Consider the following 18,212-nt stretch of genomic DNA (forward strand, 5'->3'; position numbering starts at 1 on the left):
AATGAGCATGTAACATGAGGGCACTATTGCATTGCGTAACCCATTAATCAATGCGATTGTATTCTTAGTACAGTAAGTGATGTATTCTTGGTTTCTATGTATCGGGGAAATGAGCGGTAATGTCGGCAATGGATTACGATAACGACGAGTTAATTTTTTTAGATGATGATGATTCAGTTGCAGAGCCTGTATTACTGGGCAAAGACTGGAACATTCTTATAGTCGATGATGATGAAGAAATTCATACGGTAACACGTCTGGCGCTATCTGATCTCACCGTAAACGATCGCAAATTAAACTTCATTCACGCCTATTCTGCAAAACAGGCAAAAGAAAAGCTTCATGAATTCGGTAACAGTATCGCTATCATTTTGCTTGATGTTGTTATGGAAACCGACGATGCCGGCTTTGATGTCGTTAAATATATTCGTGAAGACATGAAACTGAACGAGCCCCGTATCATTTTGCGTACAGGGCAGCCAGGTTATGCACCTGAAGAGCAAGTCATTAAAGTTTACGATATTAACGACTACAAAACGAAAACTGAACTTACGCGCTCCAAGCTACTTACGACCATTATCTCTTCGCTACGCTCTTACCAGCAAATTATAACTATAAGTCAAAGTCGCGCTGGTTTAGAAAAGATAATCACCTCTTCGGCTAATTTGTTTGAAGAGCATTCGGTCAAAGAGTTTTGCGAAGGTGTTGTCACGCAAATTAGTTCTCTTATAGGTCTCGACTCTGAAGGGCTGTTGTGTGCCCGAGCCGGCTCCCTTTTAGACCAAGACGACGAACAAGTATATGTCCTCGGTGCCGCGGGTGAATATGCGAAATTTATCAATCACCCAGTTGTAGACGTTAACAACATTGAAATTGAAGAAAATATAAACCGTTGTTTACGGCTTAAAAAGCACATATTTGAGCCAACCTGTTCTGTGCTTTATATTAACCGCGCAGGGTTCGAAGCTGCTGTATACGTCAGGCAAACTCACGAAATAAGTGAACTGGATAAAAACCTTTTAGAAGTATTTTTATCCAGCATTTCGGTGGGTTATGAAAACGTCAATCTCTTTCATGAACTAAGAAATGCAGCGTTCAGAGATTGGTTAACTCGATTACCAAACCGCAATGAATTTATTAACATGCTAGACAAGCCTCACTTGTTTGCTGGAGAAAATTTTAGTGTTGCGCTTATCGATGTTAATCATTTTTCCGATGTTAATGATGGGCTAGGACAAGAAGTTGGCAACGAGTTGTTGCGTGCAATTAGCGAGCGCTTTCAAACGTCGTTTGACGGACGAGTTAAGAAAGGACGTATCGGAGCTGATGTTTTTGGTCTTATCGGTCCCGATGAGCTAGTCTGTCCAGAAGCTATAAACGCACTGTTCCAGTCTTCTTTTAAAGTTGGTGACCACACGCTACCTGTGAATGTAACAGTCGGATTTTGCAAATTAGACAATAAACGCCATATTGGTATCGAGATTTTAAAGCGCTCTAATATTGCGTTAAACCGCGCTAAGAAAAAACTGACGGATAACTTTGAGTATTACGCTAAAGATATTGAGGATCAGACCACATGGCGTTTGGATATGATCCGCCAACTGAGGAACGACTTTGCGGCTAGAAAGCTAGAGCTATGGTTTCAGCCCCAAGTTGATTTGCTCAATGAAAAAGTAGTAGGTATGGAAGGCCTGCTTCGCTGGCCAGATGGAGAGGGTGGTTATATCTCTCCAGCTGTTTTTGTCCCCCTTGCTGAATACTCTGGTCTTATTGTTGATATTGGTGAATGGGTACTCGAAGAGTCATGTCGCCGATTACAAGAGCTAAAGGAAAAGGGTTATGGGCACCTAAGAGTCGCTGTAAACATATCTATTCCTCAGTTTCGCGATAGATTATTTGTTGAAAAAGTTAAACATGCGCTGTCAAAAGCTAACTGTGAACCCAGCCTGTTAGAGCTTGAAATAACTGAAAGTGTTGTAATGGACGAGCCGCAAATTGTGATAGATGCTTTGCGTGTGTTGAAAGAGTTTGGTGTTAAAATCGCTATTGATGACTTTGGGACCGGTTTTTCGTCCATGAGCTATTTGCAGCAGCTTCCTTTAGACCGTTTGAAAGTCGATCGTTCTTTCGTTAAAGACATCAAGCCAGGGGCCAATGCTGTACTTGCGGAAACCATAGTAACCTTAGGAAACAAGCTGGGCTTACTGACCATTGCCGAGGGCGTGGAAAAAAGAGAGCAAGCAAGCTATATGATTAAACTAGGTTGTGATGAGGCCCAAGGTTATTTATACGCCAAGCCCATGCCATTTGAAGCACTTCTAACGTTTCTTGAATCGCACGACTAATCAGATAAAGCTGAAAAAATAGTACGCTGCAATTTGGGAAGTATAGTCAGCTCGAACCAAGGGTTTTTAGCAAGCCACCTGTTATTCCTACCAGACGGGTGAGGTAAAACGAAGTGTGTATTTGTCGGCGCGCCTACTGCTTCAGTTAAAGTTTTGTACTGGGGCAGATAATACTGCTGCGAGTAACGGCCTACGTAAAGCGTGACTTTCGGTTTTAAGTAAGTGAGAAAAGCATCGTGCCAAGTCGGTGCACACTCTTTTCTGGGCGGGGCATCAGCACCGTTTTTATACCCTGGAAAGCAAAACCCCATGGGCAGTACAGAGATTAAGCGCGGGTTATAAAAAGTTTCTTTAGATACAGCCAGCCATTCTCGCAAGCGATCTCCGCTGGGATCGTTAAACGCAATACTTCTTTCGTGAGCTTTAAGCCCTGGCGCTTGCCCAATAATAAGAATTTTTGTCGATGGTGAAGTATTAAAAATGGGGTTAGGTTTGTGAGGTAGGTGAGGCGCGCATATTGTGCAATTCTTTGTTTTGGTCACCAACGCATCGTGGCCTTTCAAAATTTTCTCCAATTATTTCTCTTTGTCATACTTCTGTCATATTAGTGTGATCTAAATTTGACTATCGAATGTATATACAGTATCTTTAATACTACAGTATTAGACTGTAACACAGGAGAAGAAACATGCGTAAAGTAGTACTAACATTAGCTCTATCAGCAGCCTTTGGTATTGCGCATGCGGAATCTGGTGAGAACCAGCTTTTCGATTGCATGGATGCGAAAACATTCGAAATGAATAACCAATGTATGTCAGATCAAATCGGCAATAACATTCGTTTCCGTGATGCACAAGCAAAGCTGATCGACATTGCAAGCGAAAGTCAGGGTGACTACGCCATTGCAACAATGACATTCGATCAAGAAAATATGCACATCGACATCGTAGCACATAAAGACTCGCTTAACGCGCTTGCTGCGAACCGTAACTAATTATTAGTTAACGCATATAAGCCGGCGACGATTTCGCCGGCTTTTTTGTATCTGTTAAAAAATCCTATTTAGTCCGTTGATGGCAGCAACTCGATAGGCTTCAGCCATGGTCGGATAGTTAAATGTGGTGTTGACGAAATAGTCGATCGTGTTGCCTTCGCCTTTTTGCTGCATGATGGCTTGGCCGATATGAACAATTTCAGAGGCACGTTCACCAAAGCAGTGAATGCCCAGTATTTCTTTCGTTTCCCGGTGAAATAGAATTTTAAGGCTACCCGTTTGCGTTGATGCAATCTGCGCTCTGGCCAAATGCTTGAATTGGGCTCTTCCCACCTCATAAGGTACTTTGGCTGCGGTAAGTTCTTGTTCTGTCTTACCTACTGAACTAATTTCCGGAATAGTATAGATACCAGACGGAATATCCTCTACTAACGCTGAATGTGTATTGATGCCGAGCATGGCTTCAGCGGCAAATCGACCTTGGTTATATGCTGCAGATGCCAAACTTGGGTAACCAATCACATCGCCAACAGCAAATACGTTATCTACTTCAGTTTGATAACTTTCGTTAACCTTGAGTTGGCCTCTACCATCAGCTTTTAAACCAATATTCTCAAGTTTCAGGGTATCTGTGTTGCCCGTACGCCCGTTGGCAAACAATAAGCAATCAGCCCGCATGCGCTTGCCTGACTCTAGATTTAAAATCACTGATTCATCGGTAGCCTCGACAGAAGAGTAGGTTTCGTTGTGACGAATAAGTACACCGTTGTTCCATAAGTGGTAACTTAGCGCATCAGAGATCTCGTCATCTAAGAATGACAGTAAACGATCTCGCATATTAACTAGATCGACTTTTACGCCCAAGCCTCTAAAGATACTGGCATATTCCGACCCGATTACACCTGCACCATAAATTATGATGGACTTAGGATCGTGATCTAAAGATAAGATGGTGTCAGAGTTATAAATACGCGGGTGATTAAAATCGATATCTTTAGGGCAATAGGGGCGAGAACCTGTTGCAATGGCAATTTGACCTGCTGTGACGGTATCTTTCGAGCCATCTTTTCGGGTTATCTCTAACGTATGCGCATCGACAAAGCTGGCTTCACCGTGAAAGAGCGTAACTCGGTTTCTATCATAAAAAGAAGAACGCAGGCGAGTTTGGCTTTTCACTACACCACTAGCATGGCTCATAATGTCGGAAAACGTAAGGCTTTTACTTAAGTGGTTGTCGGCAAACAGTGGAGACGTATTGTATTCAATAAGACGACTGACAGAATGACGAAGTGCTTTAGATGGAATGGTTCCCCAATGAGTACAGCCACCGCCAACTGCCTCATAGCGTTCTACAACAGCCACTTTTTTTCCAGCCTTGGCAAGCTGCATAGCAACACCCTCTCCACCAGGGCCAGTGCCTACAACTATCGCGTCGTAATGATAAGACGGAGCTTTAGTTTTTTGCTTCGTTGCCATCTTGCTTTCCCCTTTTGTTATCTTCGTATTACGCGGCTGATCAAACAAGTGATCCGCAATACAAAATAAGTGAGTCTAGTTTTAGTATAACGACCCTATCCTACTATAGAATAAAAAAAACCACATAAGCATATACTTATGTGGTTTTTGTTTGAAACGTATGATGTAGATGAACGCGTAATACTACGCCATTTGTAATGACAGGCTTTGCAGCTGCGTCCATTTCTCTTTCTGCACTGCAAAGGCGTGCTTCATCTCTTTATATTTATAAGCAAGCTCTAACCCTTCAATGCTGCGTTTTAATGTACGCTTCTTAACTCGCATAACGCGCTTTTTCGTTGCGTAATATTCACTCATTCGCTGCATGAGCAGGTCGTACTCTTCTTGAATAGTGTGCATCATTTCTTCCGCATTCGGCAGTAACGATACTTTTTCACTTGCCCTTTGAAGCTGCATGGCCGCCAAGGCTTTTTCGATGCGCTCTTCAGGTACTTTGCGAAGATTCGACGTTAAACCTACATAAGAGAGCCCTTTAATTAGCCATTTGGTAGGATCAAACTGGTACCAACGAATGCCATTGCGGTAGTCGTACTCAAATATATGGTGGTAGTTGTGATAACCCTCACCGAAAGTAAAGAATGCTAAAACGCCATTATCACGTGCCGTATTCTTATCTGTATAAGGCTGACTACCCCAGAAGTGAGCAAGTGAGTTAATGAAGAAGGTAACATGGTGTACTAGCACCAATCGCAAAACGCCGGCCACCAAGATCATGCCCATAACGTCGCCGTTCAGATAACCCAGCAGACCAGTGATACCGAAGTTAGCAGCGAGTACGATAGGCAAGTAGTATTTGTGCTGCCACATTACAACGCTATCTTTTTGTAGATCTTTACAGTTGCTGTAATCATCGTAACGCTTAGCTTGATACTCCCGTAACATCCAGCCGATGTGCGCAAACCAAAGCCCTTTCTTTGCAGAGTAGGGGTCTTTGTCGTTGTCATCTACATGGCGATGGTGAACGCGATGATCTGACGACCAATGCAATATACTATTTTGCAGGGCCATGGCACCACCAATCGCTAATACGACACGAACTACAATGTTGGCATCGTAGGTTTTATGTGACCACAAGCGATGATACCCAGCAGTTATCGACATACCGGTGAAATAGAATAGGAATATAGCGGTACCGATTTCTGTCCAATCGATACCCTGATATGCCACCCAAAGCGGCACACCTATAAATGCAATTGCGCCTGATATTATAAATACCAGCACATTAGTAAGGATAAGAGGAGGTTTTTTCATTTTATACAACTTGGCTTACAACTGTTCGCTAATTTATCTTTTTACGAGGCTTCAGGCAAGCAAAACTCTGATTAGTTCTGCTTACATGTGTAAAGTTTAATTATAGCCGAGGGAGGCCAAATCGCAGAGAAAATATACGAATTAATGCTTAACCCTTGTTTATAAAAGAGATGATTTTGTTTCTCTTCCCCCACTAGTACGTGTTGCGATAAACTAGGCGTGCTAGTCTTTGATGTACGAGGTTCGATTGCGTTAATGGTTATTCAGATGACGTTGAGAATAGTCTCTAAAACTAAAAATCATCAGACCATTAAAAGTTAATGAACACAGGGTGCGAACGTGAGCCGACAAGAACAGAAACTAAAAACCCGCCAAAATATTATTCATGCTGCATTTTCATTGCTAGACGAAAATCGCAGTCTATCGGCAATTAGCTTGCGTGAAGTTGCCCGAGAGGCCGGTATTGCTCCCACGTCTTTTTATCGACACTTTAAAGATATGGACGAGTTGGGTTTAACGCTGGTGGACGAAGCGGGTTTAGCGCTTCGCCAGCTTATGCGTCAGGCTAGAAGGCGCATAGCTTCAGGCGGCGGCGTCATCCATACCTCTGTTGAAACCTTCATGGAGTTCATCGCGGCCAATACAAATGTATTTCGATTATTACTGCGAGAGCATACCGGTACGTCGTCGGCTTACCGACTTGCAGTATTCAGAGAAATTCAACATTTCATTGATGAACTTACTGACTACATTATCGAACAGCAAGGCGTGGAATACGCCTGCGCCCAGTTACAAGCCGATGCAATGGTAAGACTGGTCTTTAGTGCCGGAGCTGAAGCATTAGAAGCAGATGATAAGCTTAGAAGTGAAATCGGCGAAAGAGTGAAAGCGCAACTTCGCTTTGTTCAAGTGGGCGCTACGCAAAAAGCCTAGCGCGGAAAAGAATTTACAGTATAAAGTGTTCTTCCAAATTATATTTCAGTGTGAGCTTTTTCCTTACTTACACGCAAATTAGCTTTTGCGTGTAAGAAGAACCCCAGCCTCAATATGATGAGTGAATGGGAATTGATCGAAAAGCGCAGACTGCGCCACGTTATGAGTTTCGCTCAAAAGCTCAAGGTTCTGCGCCAAAGTTTCGGGGTTACATGAGATGTATACAATATTATCGTAATCCTGAATCATTCTAAGTGAATCTTCATCTAATCCGGCTCTTGGAGGGTCGACCAATACAGTGGTGAAATTGTAAGTACTTAAATCTATGCCTTCTAAGCGACTAAACGTACGTTCACCTTTCATAGCTTGAGTGAATTCTTCAGCGGCGAGTCTTACGATCTTCACATTATTAAGCTGATTTTGCTCAATGTTAAACTGAGCAGCCTGCACCGAAGGTTTAGCTATTTCGGTACCCACTACATTATCAAAGTGAAGGGCTAACGGAAGTGAAAAGTTGCCGGCACCACAATACATTTCCAGTAAATCGCCCGAAAGCGGCTTTACACAATCTAGAGCCCATTCAATCATTTTACAGTTCACTTCAGCGTTAGGCTGGGTAAAACTGTTTTCTATATGTTTGAAAACGAATTCTCTACCGTTTACAGGCAAACGCTCAATCACAAAATCGTTGTCGATAATGAGTTTTTGTTTTCTAGCGCGACCGATGATGTTTACTTTGGGAAAGTGAGTCTCAAGTGTTGCTTGTAATGCTTTTGCAGCCACTTGCCATTCTTCATCTAATTGACGATGGTATAAAAGGCTTATAACAAGTTCGCCAGACAGTGCAGAAAGGTAGTCGATTTGAAATAACTTTTTTCTTAGAGTTTCGTTTGGTCTTACTTCTTCAAGCAGAAGTTCCATTGCAACGTTTATTGCTTTACACGCAGGAGGAAAGCTATCCACACGATATTTTTCTTTTGTTTCCTGATTAAACATTATGTGAAATAAGTCATCACCCTCATGCCATACTCTAAACTCCGCACGCATACGATAGTGCGTTGGCTGAGATGGGAACACTGAAAGCTCTGGGGCATTGAATGGAGAAAGCAACGCACCGAGACGATTAACTTTTTCGTCTAACTGATCTTGATAGCGTTGTTGTTCAGTGGTGGTCATAAAATTCTCCATTCATTGTTGAGGTCGCGAATTGTAGTCCCTTAAAAAATAACTGCAACAAGCGCTCCCGACTTCTTCATTATTAATTAGCGTGATTACCTAAATAGCTTTTAGAAAAAAATACTGTATTAAAATTAAACAATATTGATTCTTTGCCGATAATAAGAATGAGGATAGTGAGGATCAAATTATGAACGTGGGTCAAATAAAAGCTTTTATGGGAGACCAAAAGGTTGATCAGAAAGCGGATCAAAAGGCAACGGTTCACCCGAATGAAGCGCTTAAAAAGCAGTTGCAGCAAGATGGATTGCAGCAAGCCGCTGAGTTCTCGAAGCAACAAGCGGCTTCAGTATCTGTTTCAAGTAGCCAAACGAGTATCGGCTTGCGCGTGGTAAGTAGCAATATTAATCAAGCGTTGGAAATAGATGGGCAAAAACCACAAGAAACCAAAGAGAAAAATCTTGAAGAAAAGTCAAACGGCTTATTCGATTTTGAAAAAGTAGCCCGAAATGTACTTAAGTTCGTAGGCAGTGTTATTCGCGGCGCAGCTGATGGAGGTGCCAGCGAAGAAAAGCTTGCCGGGCTCTTTAGCCAAGCAAGAGATGGAGTAAGCCGAGGTTTCGCAATGGCAGAAAAAGATCTCGCTGGGTTTATGAATGATGAGATTGAGCAAGGTATAACGAAAAGCCGGGATCTTATTGATACGGGTATTGATGATCTAGAAACCGATATCTTTGGACGACAGCAGCCTAATGCTGTCCAGCTGTCTTCGTTGGAAGCTGTTGCAGCATCGGACGAAAAAAGCGGTAGTTTGTTGATTCGAACTAAAGATGGTGATGAAGTGAGCTTTAGTTTTGAAAGCCTGCGTTCTTTCCAGGCTTCTCAGCAACTTAATTTTCAAGCTCAGGCATCTCAAGAGCAATCTGACGGTAGTGGTGAGCAAAGTGAAAGTGGTTTTTCGGCAAGCTATTCTCAACAAACCTCTTATCAATATTATGAAAGAAGCGGCATAAGTTTTTCATTGAAAGGAGAACTTGATGAAGATGAGTTGGAATCGATAGCTGATTTAGTTGGGCAAGTGCAGGATCTAGCCGACACCTTCTATAGTGGTGATATCGACAAGGCATTTGAAGAAGCACTGAGTTTAGGCTTTGATGATAAAGAGTTGGTTGGTTACGCACTACAACTAAATAGAACAACACAAACAGAAGTGCTAAAGACATACGAAAATATTCAGCACTATAACGAAGATAAAAGCGACAACGCGAAGTACGGTAATGTGGTTAGTCCAATCGCTCAATATCTAGAGAAGATGATGGATACCTTTGCTAACGCAGAAAGTAAGTTAGAAAGTAGTGAAGACTACAATGCGTTAATAGCTGGCATTATAAACGAGATGGAAGATGTTCAAGTTCCTGACCTTATATCCGCTATAAATAGATTTCGTTCGTTTAACCAAACCTTATTAGAAGGCCTTCCTCAATCGGCTGAAACCAGCGAGAGCTAAAGCCTGAGATAATAAAAAGCCCGGAAGCGCAAGCTTACCGGGTCTTTTTACATGACTAAAAGCTACGAATTAAAAATTACGCGTGTTCGACTTTGTCTTTTGCAGGGCGTACTTTTAATGTTCGTTCCTGGAAGATGGAGTCGTTAGTTTTATCGATAACACTACTTAGATCATCAGTGACAACCTCAATAAAACCGTAACCTTTTCTTTTCCCGGTTTTGCGATCCTTCATCAAACGAACTGATTGTACTTCGATAAAGCTACTGAAGTATTCCTTTACTGCATTCTCGTTCGCTCTATAGGGTAAGTTACCCACATATAAAGTCTCGACTGATCCGTTATTGGTGTGTGCTCTGGCATCTGAGGAAGATGGACTTTGAATAAGAGACGCTAGCCAAGGAGTGACGATACCGCTTATCAGCAGAGCTGCCGATACGGTAAGTGGAACATGGACGTTTAAACTAGCAGAAGAAAATAACAAATACCCTGCAATTGCAAAAATAGCGCTAATTACAGCGCATTGAATAAAGCCTACTTTCATATACCTACCTTTCTATTGTTTATTATGGTGTTGGAGGCTGTATATAGTTTACTCATTTGTAACAATTTGAACAATAAAATGTGAAAAAACTAGTCTAAAGATGCATTGAACCCATAGAAATGATGTAGAAATGAGCGGTTAACATCAAAAGTGTCTTAAAATGCAAAAAAATCCAATTTAAGTGTTGATCTTTCTCAAGAGGTATCTATAATGCGCTCCACGTTCTGAGAGGGCTTCGAGAAAAACAAAGTCAACTTTGAATCGAGTGCGAAACCAAGTTTTCAAACAAATAAAAAGTTTAAAAACATGGTTGACATCGAAAATAAACGATGTAAAATGCGCACCTCACTCGAACAGGGTGAGTCACTAAGAAGCGGCAGCAGCTTCTAGTGAATTGCGACGAAGTCGCAACGTTCTTTAACAATTTAGACAAGACAATCTGTGTGGGCACTCGTTAAGAGTGTCACAACGACGATTCATATTTCGATATATTTAATTGAAGAGTTTGATCATGGCTCAGATTGAACGCTGGCGGCAGGCCTAACACATGCAAGTCGAACGGTAACATTTCTAGCTTGCTAGAAGATGACGAGTGGCGGACGGGTGAGTAATGCTTGGGAACTTGCCTTTGCGAGGGGGATAACAGTTGGAAACGACTGCTAATACCGCATAATGTCTACGGACCAAACGGGGCTTAGGCTCCGGCGCAAAGAGAGGCCCAAGTGAGATTAGCTAGTTGGTAAGGTAAAGGCTTACCAAGGCAACGATCTCTAGCTGTTCTGAGAGGAAGATCAGCCACACTGGGACTGAGACACGGCCCAGACTCCTACGGGAGGCAGCAGTGGGGAATATTGCACAATGGGGGAAACCCTGATGCAGCCATGCCGCGTGTGTGAAGAAGGCCTTCGGGTTGTAAAGCACTTTCAGTTGTGAGGAAAAGTTAGTAGTTAATACCTGCTAGCCGTGACGTTAACAACAGAAGAAGCACCGGCTAACTCCGTGCCAGCAGCCGCGGTAATACGGAGGGTGCGAGCGTTAATCGGAATTACTGGGCGTAAAGCGCACGCAGGCGGTTTGTTAAGCTAGATGTGAAAGCCCCGGGCTCAACCTGGGATGGTCATTTAGAACTGGCAGACTAGAGTCTTGGAGAGGGGAGTGGAATTCCAGGTGTAGCGGTGAAATGCGTAGATATCTGGAGGAACATCAGTGGCGAAGGCGACTCCCTGGCCAAAGACTGACGCTCATGTGCGAAAGTGTGGGTAGCGAACAGGATTAGATACCCTGGTAGTCCACACCGTAAACGCTGTCTACTAGCTGTTTGTGACTTTAAGTCGTGAGTAGCGAAGCTAACGCGCTAAGTAGACCGCCTGGGGAGTACGGCCGCAAGGTTAAAACTCAAATGAATTGACGGGGGCCCGCACAAGCGGTGGAGCATGTGGTTTAATTCGATGCAACGCGAAGAACCTTACCTACACTTGACATGCTGAGAAGTTACTAGAGATAGTTTCGTGCCTTCGGGAACTCAGACACAGGTGCTGCATGGCTGTCGTCAGCTCGTGTCGTGAGATGTTGGGTTAAGTCCCGCAACGAGCGCAACCCTTGTCCTTAGTTGCCAGCCTTAAGTTGGGCACTCTAAGGAGACTGCCGGTGACAAACCGGAGGAAGGTGGGGACGACGTCAAGTCATCATGGCCCTTACGTGTAGGGCTACACACGTGCTACAATGGCATTTACAGAGGGAAGCGAGACAGTGATGTGGAGCGGACCCCTTAAAGAATGTCGTAGTCCGGATTGGAGTCTGCAACTCGACTCCATGAAGTCGGAATCGCTAGTAATCGCAGGTCAGAATACTGCGGTGAATACGTTCCCGGGCCTTGTACACACCGCCCGTCACACCATGGGAGTGGGATGCAAAAGAAGTAGTTAGTCTAACCTTCGGGAGGACGATTACCACTTTGTGTTTCATGACTGGGGTGAAGTCGTAACAAGGTAACCCTAGGGGAACCTGGGGTTGGATCACCTCCTTACCATTACGTCGATAGACGCACTTGATGCAGTGCCTACACAGATAGTCTTGTTTAAAATGAAGAACGACACAAGTTTATGGGGCTATAGCTCAGCTGGGAGAGCGCCTGATTTGCATTCAGGAGGTCAGCAGTTCGATCCTGCTTAGCTCCACCATCTACTTGAATCTGAGCTTGAACAACGTTTAAGTGCAGTATACTGAAGGCTTGTAGCTCAGCTGGTTAGAGCGCACCCCTGATAAGGGTGAGGTCGGCAGTTCAAGTCTGCCCAAGCCTACCATTTCCTTGCTTTAAAAAAGGAAGGTAACAAAGGTAGAAACGTGTCACGTTGGACCCGAAATCCTAATGAATATTTACTGTTTCAGTAAGCATTGATTAGGGTTTTTTACTCTAAAGATGAAAGTACTGCTTCTGCAGGAAACATCGAATGTTCTTTAACAATTTGGAAAGCTGATATTAATAGTAATCAATCAAAATTGAGTAACTGAGAAATCGAAAGATGAACTTTTTACTCTACTTGACTGAATTGCTTGTTATCAATTTATTGATAGCAAGGCAATTCTTCCGATTAGCTTGTCATTCATGCGACATAACTTAGACAGAAGTCAAAAGGCTGTTTGGGGTTGTATGGTTAAGTGACGAAGCGTATACGGTGGATGCCTTGGCAGTTAGAGGCGATGAAGGACGTGTAAGTCTGCGAAAAGCTGTGGTGAGCCGACAAAATGCATTTGAGCCACAGATGTCCGAATGGGGAAACCCACCTATTTATAGGTATCGTTACGTGAATACATAGCGTAACGAGGCGAACGAGGGGAACTGAAACATCTAAGTACCCTTAGGAAAAGAAATCAATTGAGATTCCCCTAGTAGCGGCGAGCGAACGGGGAACAGCCCTTAAGCTGTATTGGATGTAGTGGAATCCTTTGGGAAGAGGAGCGATACAAGGTGATAGCCCTGTACACGACGCAATCTTTACAGTGAAATCGAGTAGGTCGGGACACGTGTTATCTTGACTGAATATGGGGGGACCATCCTCCAAGGCTAAATACTCCTAACTGACCGATAGTGAACCAGTACCGTGAGGGAAAGGCGAAAAGAACCCCTGTGAGGGGAGTGAAATAGAACCTGAAACCGTATACGTACAAGCAGTGGGAGCCCTTCGGGGTGACTGCGTACCTTTTGTATAATGGGTCAGCGACTTATATTTAGTAGCAAGGTTAAGCGAATAGCGGAGCCGTAGCGAAAGCGAGTGTTAACTGCGCGTTTAGTTGCTAGGTATAGACCCGAAACCCGGTGATCTAGCCATGAGCAGGTTGAAGGTTGAGTAACATCAACTGGAGGACCGAACCCACTGACGTTGAAAAGTCAGGGGATGACTTGTGGCTGGGGGTGAAAGGCCAATCAAACCGGGAGATAGCTGGTTCTCCCCGAAATCTATTTAGGTAGAGCCTCGGACGAATTCCATTGGGGGTAGAGCACTGTTAAGGCTAGGGGGTCATCCCGACTTACCAACCCTTTGCAAACTCCGAATACCAATGAGAACTATCCGGGAGACACACGGCGGGTGCTAACGTCCGTCGTGGAGAGGGAAACAACCCAGACCGCCAGCTAAGGTCCCAAAATATTGCTAAGTGGGAAACGATGTGGGAAGGCATAGACAGCTAGGAGGTTGGCTTAGAAGCAGCCACCCTTTAAAGAAAGCGTAATAGCTCACTAGTCGAGTCGGCCTGCGCGGAAGATGTAACGGGGCTAAGCAATATACCGAAGCTGCGGCAGCATGTTTACATGCTGGGTAGGGGAGCGTTGTGTAAGTGGATGAAGGTGAGTTGTAAAGCTTGCTGGACATATCACAAGTGCGAATGCTGACATGAGTAACGATAATGGGAGTGAAAAACTCCCACGCCGGAAGACCAAGGTTTCCTGTCCCATGCTAATCAGGGCAGGGTAAGTCGGCCCCTAAGGCGAGGCAGAAATGCGTAGTCGATGGGAAACGGGTTAATATTCCCGTACTTATATAATCAGTGATGGAGGGACGGAGAAGGCTAGGCAAGCTTGGCGTTGGTTGTCCAAGTGAAAGTGCGTAGGCTGAAGACTTAGGTAAATCCGGGTTTTCAAGGCCGAGACACGAGACGAGCTCCCAAGGGAGTGAAGTTGTTGATGCCCTGCTTCCAGGAAAAGCTTCTAAACTTATGATTATATGAACCGTACCCCAAACCGACACAGGTGGTCAGGTAGAGAATACTAAGGCGCTTGAGAGAACTCGGGTGAAGGAACTCGGCAAAATTGTACCGTAACTTCGGGAGAAGGTACGCCTCTGTTTGTGAACACTTCGCGTGGTAAGCAAATGGAGGCCGCAGTGACCAGGTGGCTGGGACTGTTTATTAAAAACACAGCACTCTGCAAACTCGTAAGAGGACGTATAGGGTGTGACACCTGCCCGGTGCCGGAAGGTTAATTGATGGGGTTAGTTTTCGGACGAAGCTCTTGATCGAAGCCCCGGTAAACGGCGGCCGTAACTATAACGGTCCTAAGGTAGCGAAATTCCTTGTCGGGTAAGTTCCGACCTGCACGAATGGTGTAACCATGGCCACGCTGTCTCCACCCGAGACTCAGTGAAATTGAAATCGCAGTGAAGATGCTGTGTACCCGCACCTAGACGGAAAGACCCCGTGAACCTTTACTACAGCTTGGCACTGAACATTGAACCTACATGTGTAGGATAGGTGGGAGGCTTTGAAGCACAGTCGCTAGATTGTGTGGAGCCGTCCTTGAAATACCACCCTTGTATGTTTGATGTTCTAACATTGGTCCCTTATCGGGATTGTGGACAGTGTCTGGTGGGTAGTTTGACTGGGGCGGTCTCCTCCCAAATAGTAACGGAGGAGCACGAAGGTTAGCTAATCACGGTCGGACATCGTGAGGTTAGTGCAATGGCATAAGCTAGCTTAACTGCGAGACAGACACGTCGAGCAGGTACGAAAGTAGGTCATAGTGATCCGGTGGTTCTGTATGGAAGGGCCATCGCTCAACGGATAAAAGGTACTCCGGGGATAACAGGCTGATACCGCCCAAGAGTTCATATCGACGGCGGTGTTTGGCACCTCGATGTCGGCTCATCACATCCTGGGGCTGAAGTCGGTCCCAAGGGTATGGCTGTTCGCCATTTAAAGTGGTACGCGAGCTGGGTTTAGAACGTCGTGAGACAGTTCGGTCCCTATCTGGTGTGGGCGTTGGATGATTGATGGGAGCTGCTCCTAGTACGAGAGGACCGGAGTGGACGAACCGCTGGTGTTCGGGTTGTGATGCCAATCGCATTGCCCGGTAGCTATGTTCGGAACGGATAACCGCTGAAAGCATCTAAGCGGGAAGCCGGCCCAAAGATGAGTCATCCCTGAACTTTAAGTTCTGGAAGGGTTGTTATAGACGATGACGTTGATAGGCAGGGTGTGGAAGCGTTGTAAGGCGTTAAGCTAACCTGTACTAATTGCCCGAGAGGCTTAACCATACAACGCCCAAGAAGCTTTGGACTTCTGAGTGTTGTAGACAAGCTAAAGTAAGCAAGTAAGAGTAAAAAGCAGTTACTCACTGATTGAATTAATATTATCTTTCCCAAATTGTTACCAGTTTTTCCTGGCAGCCATAGCGATACGGTACCACCTGACTCCATTCCGAACTCAGAAGTGAAACGTATTAGCGCCGATGGTAGTGTGGGGTTTCCCCATGTGAGAGTAGGACACTGCCAGGTCCCATTAAGAAGAACCCGCCTAACGGCGGGTTTTTTGCGTTTGGAAGAAAGAAAAATGATGGGGTCAGAGTACATTAATCCCCATTCCCCCAGCAAAACACCAAAATGGGGTCAGAGTACATTTCTTTGATTTAGCGGCACTGGGGAATAATGGAATAACTATGTTCTGATGTTTAAAGTAATAAAGTACTCTGACCCCATTTTTTAGAGATATACAAATCTACTGTGCCCCCACTATTTGTAGGGGTTAGGCTTCGGTTTGTAGGGCTTGTTTCTTCAGAGTTTCTATCATGTGTTCACGCATTTTAAACTTCTGAAGCTTTCCTGTTACTGTCATGGGGTACTCTTTTACAACACTGATGTATTTAGGCACTTTAAAGTAGGCTAGTTTTGATTTTAAGTAGTCTCGTATTTGCTCTTCATCTACCCGCCGATTGTCTTTTGCTTTGAGCCAAAGGCACACTTGCTCGCCATATTTGTTATCGGGTATGCCAAATACAGCAGCGTCAGATACATCGTCATGTTGGTACAGCACCTCTTCGATTTCTCTTGGATAAATGTTTTCGCCGCCACGAATTATCATGTCCTTTATTCTACCAACAATAGTGACATAGCCTTCTTCATCCATTTCTCCAAGGTCGCCTGAATGAAGCCAGTTTTCATTGTCTATAGTAGCCTTTGTTTTGGCTTCGTCACCCCAGTACCCTTTCATCACACAGTAGCCTCTCGCGCAAATCTCACCTGGCTCTCCGATTGGAACAGTGCTGCCTTGTGCGTCGATAATTTTCACTTCGGTATGAGGCATAGCTCGGCCGACTGTTTTAACCTGTTTCTCGAATGGAGAGGTGATGTCGGTAATGTGATTAATAGGACTACACTCAGTTTGCCCGTACCCTATAACTACCTCTTTCATATGAAATTCACTATGAACCTTACGCATAAGTTCCTCTGGGCACGTACTACCCGCCATTACACCTGTTCTTAGTGAAGACAAATCGAAGCTTCTAAAGTTAGGAAGCTCGAGCTCAGCAATAAACATAGTAGGAACCCCATGTAATGCAGTACACTTTTCTTCTGCTACTGTACGCAGCGTTGTCTCAGGGTCGAATGACTCTCCAGGGAATACTGCGCATGCTCCTGATGCTAAGCAAACTAAGTTTCCCAATACCATTCCAAAGCAGTGGTAGAGCGGTACTGGAATACAAAGTTTGTCTTTGTGTGTGAATCTCATTGCTTGTGATACTAATAACCCGTTATTTAGAATGTTTCCGTGCGTTAACGTTGCGCCTTTCGGATTTCCCGTCGTTCCGGAAGTAAACTGGATATTGATGTTGTCGTCTGCGCTAAGTTTCGATTCAACGGCCTCCAATTTAGATTGAAGCGCTTCCGTTGGTTCTATTTGCAATGCAGAAAAAGCCTCTAATCCTTCTACAGGCTTATCGCCAATAGTGTATACATATTTAAGTGAAGGCAGCTTAGCAAGCGTTAGAGGACGTTTTGGTGTGTTCTTATCTTGGCTGTCTATTTCAGGTGCAAGTTCTTTCAGCATGGCGACGTAATTTGATTGCTTAAAAGACTGCGCCATCACTAAATGCTTTACCCCAACATTGTTGATAGCAAAGGCCAATTCATCAGGACGATAAGCGGGGTTGAGACACACCATAATCGCGCCAATCCGGGCCGTGGCCATTTGTACCAGTGACCATTCGATGTTATTGGGGGACCATATCCCAACTCGATCACCGGGCTCCACACCATTGGCAAGTAAACCATAAGCCACACGTTCTACTTCATGCCAGTATTGCTGATAAGTCCAGTGAACATCTTGATGTTTTACGATGATTGCAGGGTTATCACTATAATTGTCGACAACCTTTTTGAAATATTGACCAATTGTGAGTGATGTGAGATCGGCATTACTAGGACCTCTAAACTCACTTTTTTGAAGTGGAAATACAGTGTTTGACTGTTTATTTGATTCCATTATTCCTTGCCTCCATGCGCGTACGCATCTGATTTAAATGTAATTTATGATAGCCACTATTAAGTATTCTTAAGTGAAATACACAATTACGAATATTGTGCTGATTACATATCACGTAATTGCATTACAAAATATTTAATCATTATTAACAATATTGTTGCAAATGAGTTTTGTCGA

Annotated in this window: 10 protein-coding genes, 2 tRNA genes and 3 rRNA genes; 9 read left to right on the forward strand and 6 right to left on the reverse strand. The window is 44.2% G+C overall.

The genetic code is table 11. The features are described from left to right. Positions 1-119 precede the first annotated feature (119 nt). Positions 120-2,345 (forward strand): bifunctional diguanylate cyclase/phosphodiesterase, encoded by a 2,226-nt coding sequence (locus ACYX4M_RS10545; RefSeq protein ID WP_476080069.1) that lies wholly within the window; start codon positions 120-122, stop codon positions 2,343-2,345. On the opposite strand, the gene ACYX4M_RS10550 is transcribed toward ACYX4M_RS10545, so the two are convergent. Then, entirely contained in the window at positions 2,342-2,920 is a 579-nt protein-coding gene (locus ACYX4M_RS10550; protein ID WP_476080070.1) for a uracil-DNA glycosylase family protein, read from the reverse strand. The genes ACYX4M_RS10545 and ACYX4M_RS10550 overlap by 4 nt on opposite strands. Before the next feature lie 113 nt (positions 2,921-3,033). On the opposite strand from ACYX4M_RS10550, the gene ACYX4M_RS10555 reads away from it, so the two are divergent. Then, the gene (locus ACYX4M_RS10555; protein ID WP_025254039.1) at positions 3,034-3,339 is read left to right on the forward strand and encodes a hypothetical protein; all 306 of its coding nucleotides are present in this window, start codon (positions 3,034-3,036) and stop codon (positions 3,337-3,339) included. 54 nt (positions 3,340-3,393) lie between these two features. Here the strand turns inward: ACYX4M_RS10555 and sthA are convergent, their stop codons facing one another. Together sthA and ACYX4M_RS10565 are read right to left on the reverse strand one after the other, a co-directional pair. Next, a complete protein-coding gene (gene sthA / locus ACYX4M_RS10560; RefSeq protein ID WP_476080071.1) occupies positions 3,394-4,815 on the reverse strand; it encodes a Si-specific NAD(P)(+) transhydrogenase in 1,422 nt (473 codons plus the stop codon). Positions 4,816-4,998: 183 nt separating this feature from the next. After that, entirely contained in the window at positions 4,999-6,126 is a 1,128-nt protein-coding gene (locus ACYX4M_RS10565) for an acyl-CoA desaturase (RefSeq protein WP_476080072.1), read from the reverse strand. A 339-nt stretch (positions 6,127-6,465) separates the two neighbouring features. On the opposite strand from ACYX4M_RS10565, the gene fabR reads away from it, so the two are divergent. Then, a complete protein-coding gene (gene fabR, locus ACYX4M_RS10570; RefSeq protein WP_269918394.1) occupies positions 6,466-7,059 on the forward strand; it encodes an HTH-type transcriptional repressor FabR in 594 nt (197 codons plus the stop codon). A 78-nt stretch (positions 7,060-7,137) separates the two neighbouring features. Here the strand turns inward: fabR and trmA are convergent, their stop codons facing one another. Further along, a complete protein-coding gene (gene trmA, locus ACYX4M_RS10575; RefSeq protein WP_476080073.1) occupies positions 7,138-8,235 on the reverse strand; it encodes a tRNA (uridine(54)-C5)-methyltransferase TrmA in 1,098 nt (365 codons plus the stop codon). 190 nt (positions 8,236-8,425) lie between these two features. Here trmA and ACYX4M_RS10580 point away from each other — a divergent pair, with 190 nt between their 5' ends. Beyond that, positions 8,426-9,742 (forward strand): DUF5610 domain-containing protein, encoded by a 1,317-nt coding sequence (locus ACYX4M_RS10580; RefSeq protein WP_476080074.1) that lies wholly within the window; start codon positions 8,426-8,428, stop codon positions 9,740-9,742. Positions 9,743-9,818: 76 nt separating this feature from the next. Here ACYX4M_RS10580 and ACYX4M_RS10585 read toward each other — a convergent pair whose 3' ends face one another. Then, a complete protein-coding gene (locus tag ACYX4M_RS10585; RefSeq protein WP_269918397.1) occupies positions 9,819-10,283 on the reverse strand; it encodes an RNA recognition motif domain-containing protein in 465 nt (154 codons plus the stop codon). Positions 10,284-10,776: 493 nt separating this feature from the next. On the opposite strand from ACYX4M_RS10585, the gene ACYX4M_RS10590 reads away from it, so the two are divergent. The 5 genes from ACYX4M_RS10590 (at position 10,777) to rrf (ending at position 16,051) form a co-directional block, all read left to right on the forward strand. Beyond that, positions 10,777-12,309, forward strand: a 16S ribosomal RNA gene (locus ACYX4M_RS10590). A gap of 78 nt (positions 12,310-12,387) precedes the next feature. After that, positions 12,388-12,463: transfer RNA gene (locus ACYX4M_RS10595), tRNA-Ala, on the forward strand. Positions 12,464-12,509: 46 nt separating this feature from the next. Next, positions 12,510-12,586: transfer RNA gene (locus ACYX4M_RS10600), tRNA-Ile, on the forward strand. Between the two features lie 349 nt (positions 12,587-12,935). After that, a 23S ribosomal RNA gene (locus ACYX4M_RS10605) occupies positions 12,936-15,811 on the forward strand. 124 nt (positions 15,812-15,935) lie between these two features. Continuing rightward, positions 15,936-16,051 (forward strand): 5S ribosomal RNA (gene rrf, locus ACYX4M_RS10610). The 16S, 23S and 5S rRNA genes sit together here with 2 tRNA genes alongside, the layout of an rRNA operon. A gap of 247 nt (positions 16,052-16,298) precedes the next feature. On the opposite strand, the gene ACYX4M_RS10615 is transcribed toward rrf, so the two are convergent. Then, positions 16,299-18,035: an AMP-binding protein gene (locus tag ACYX4M_RS10615; RefSeq protein ID WP_476080075.1), complete on the reverse strand. Its 1,737-nt coding sequence runs from the start codon at positions 18,033-18,035 to the stop codon at positions 16,299-16,301. Positions 18,036-18,212 lie beyond the last annotated feature (177 nt).

This window comes from Alteromonas sp. ABV4_150 (assembly GCF_056311745.1).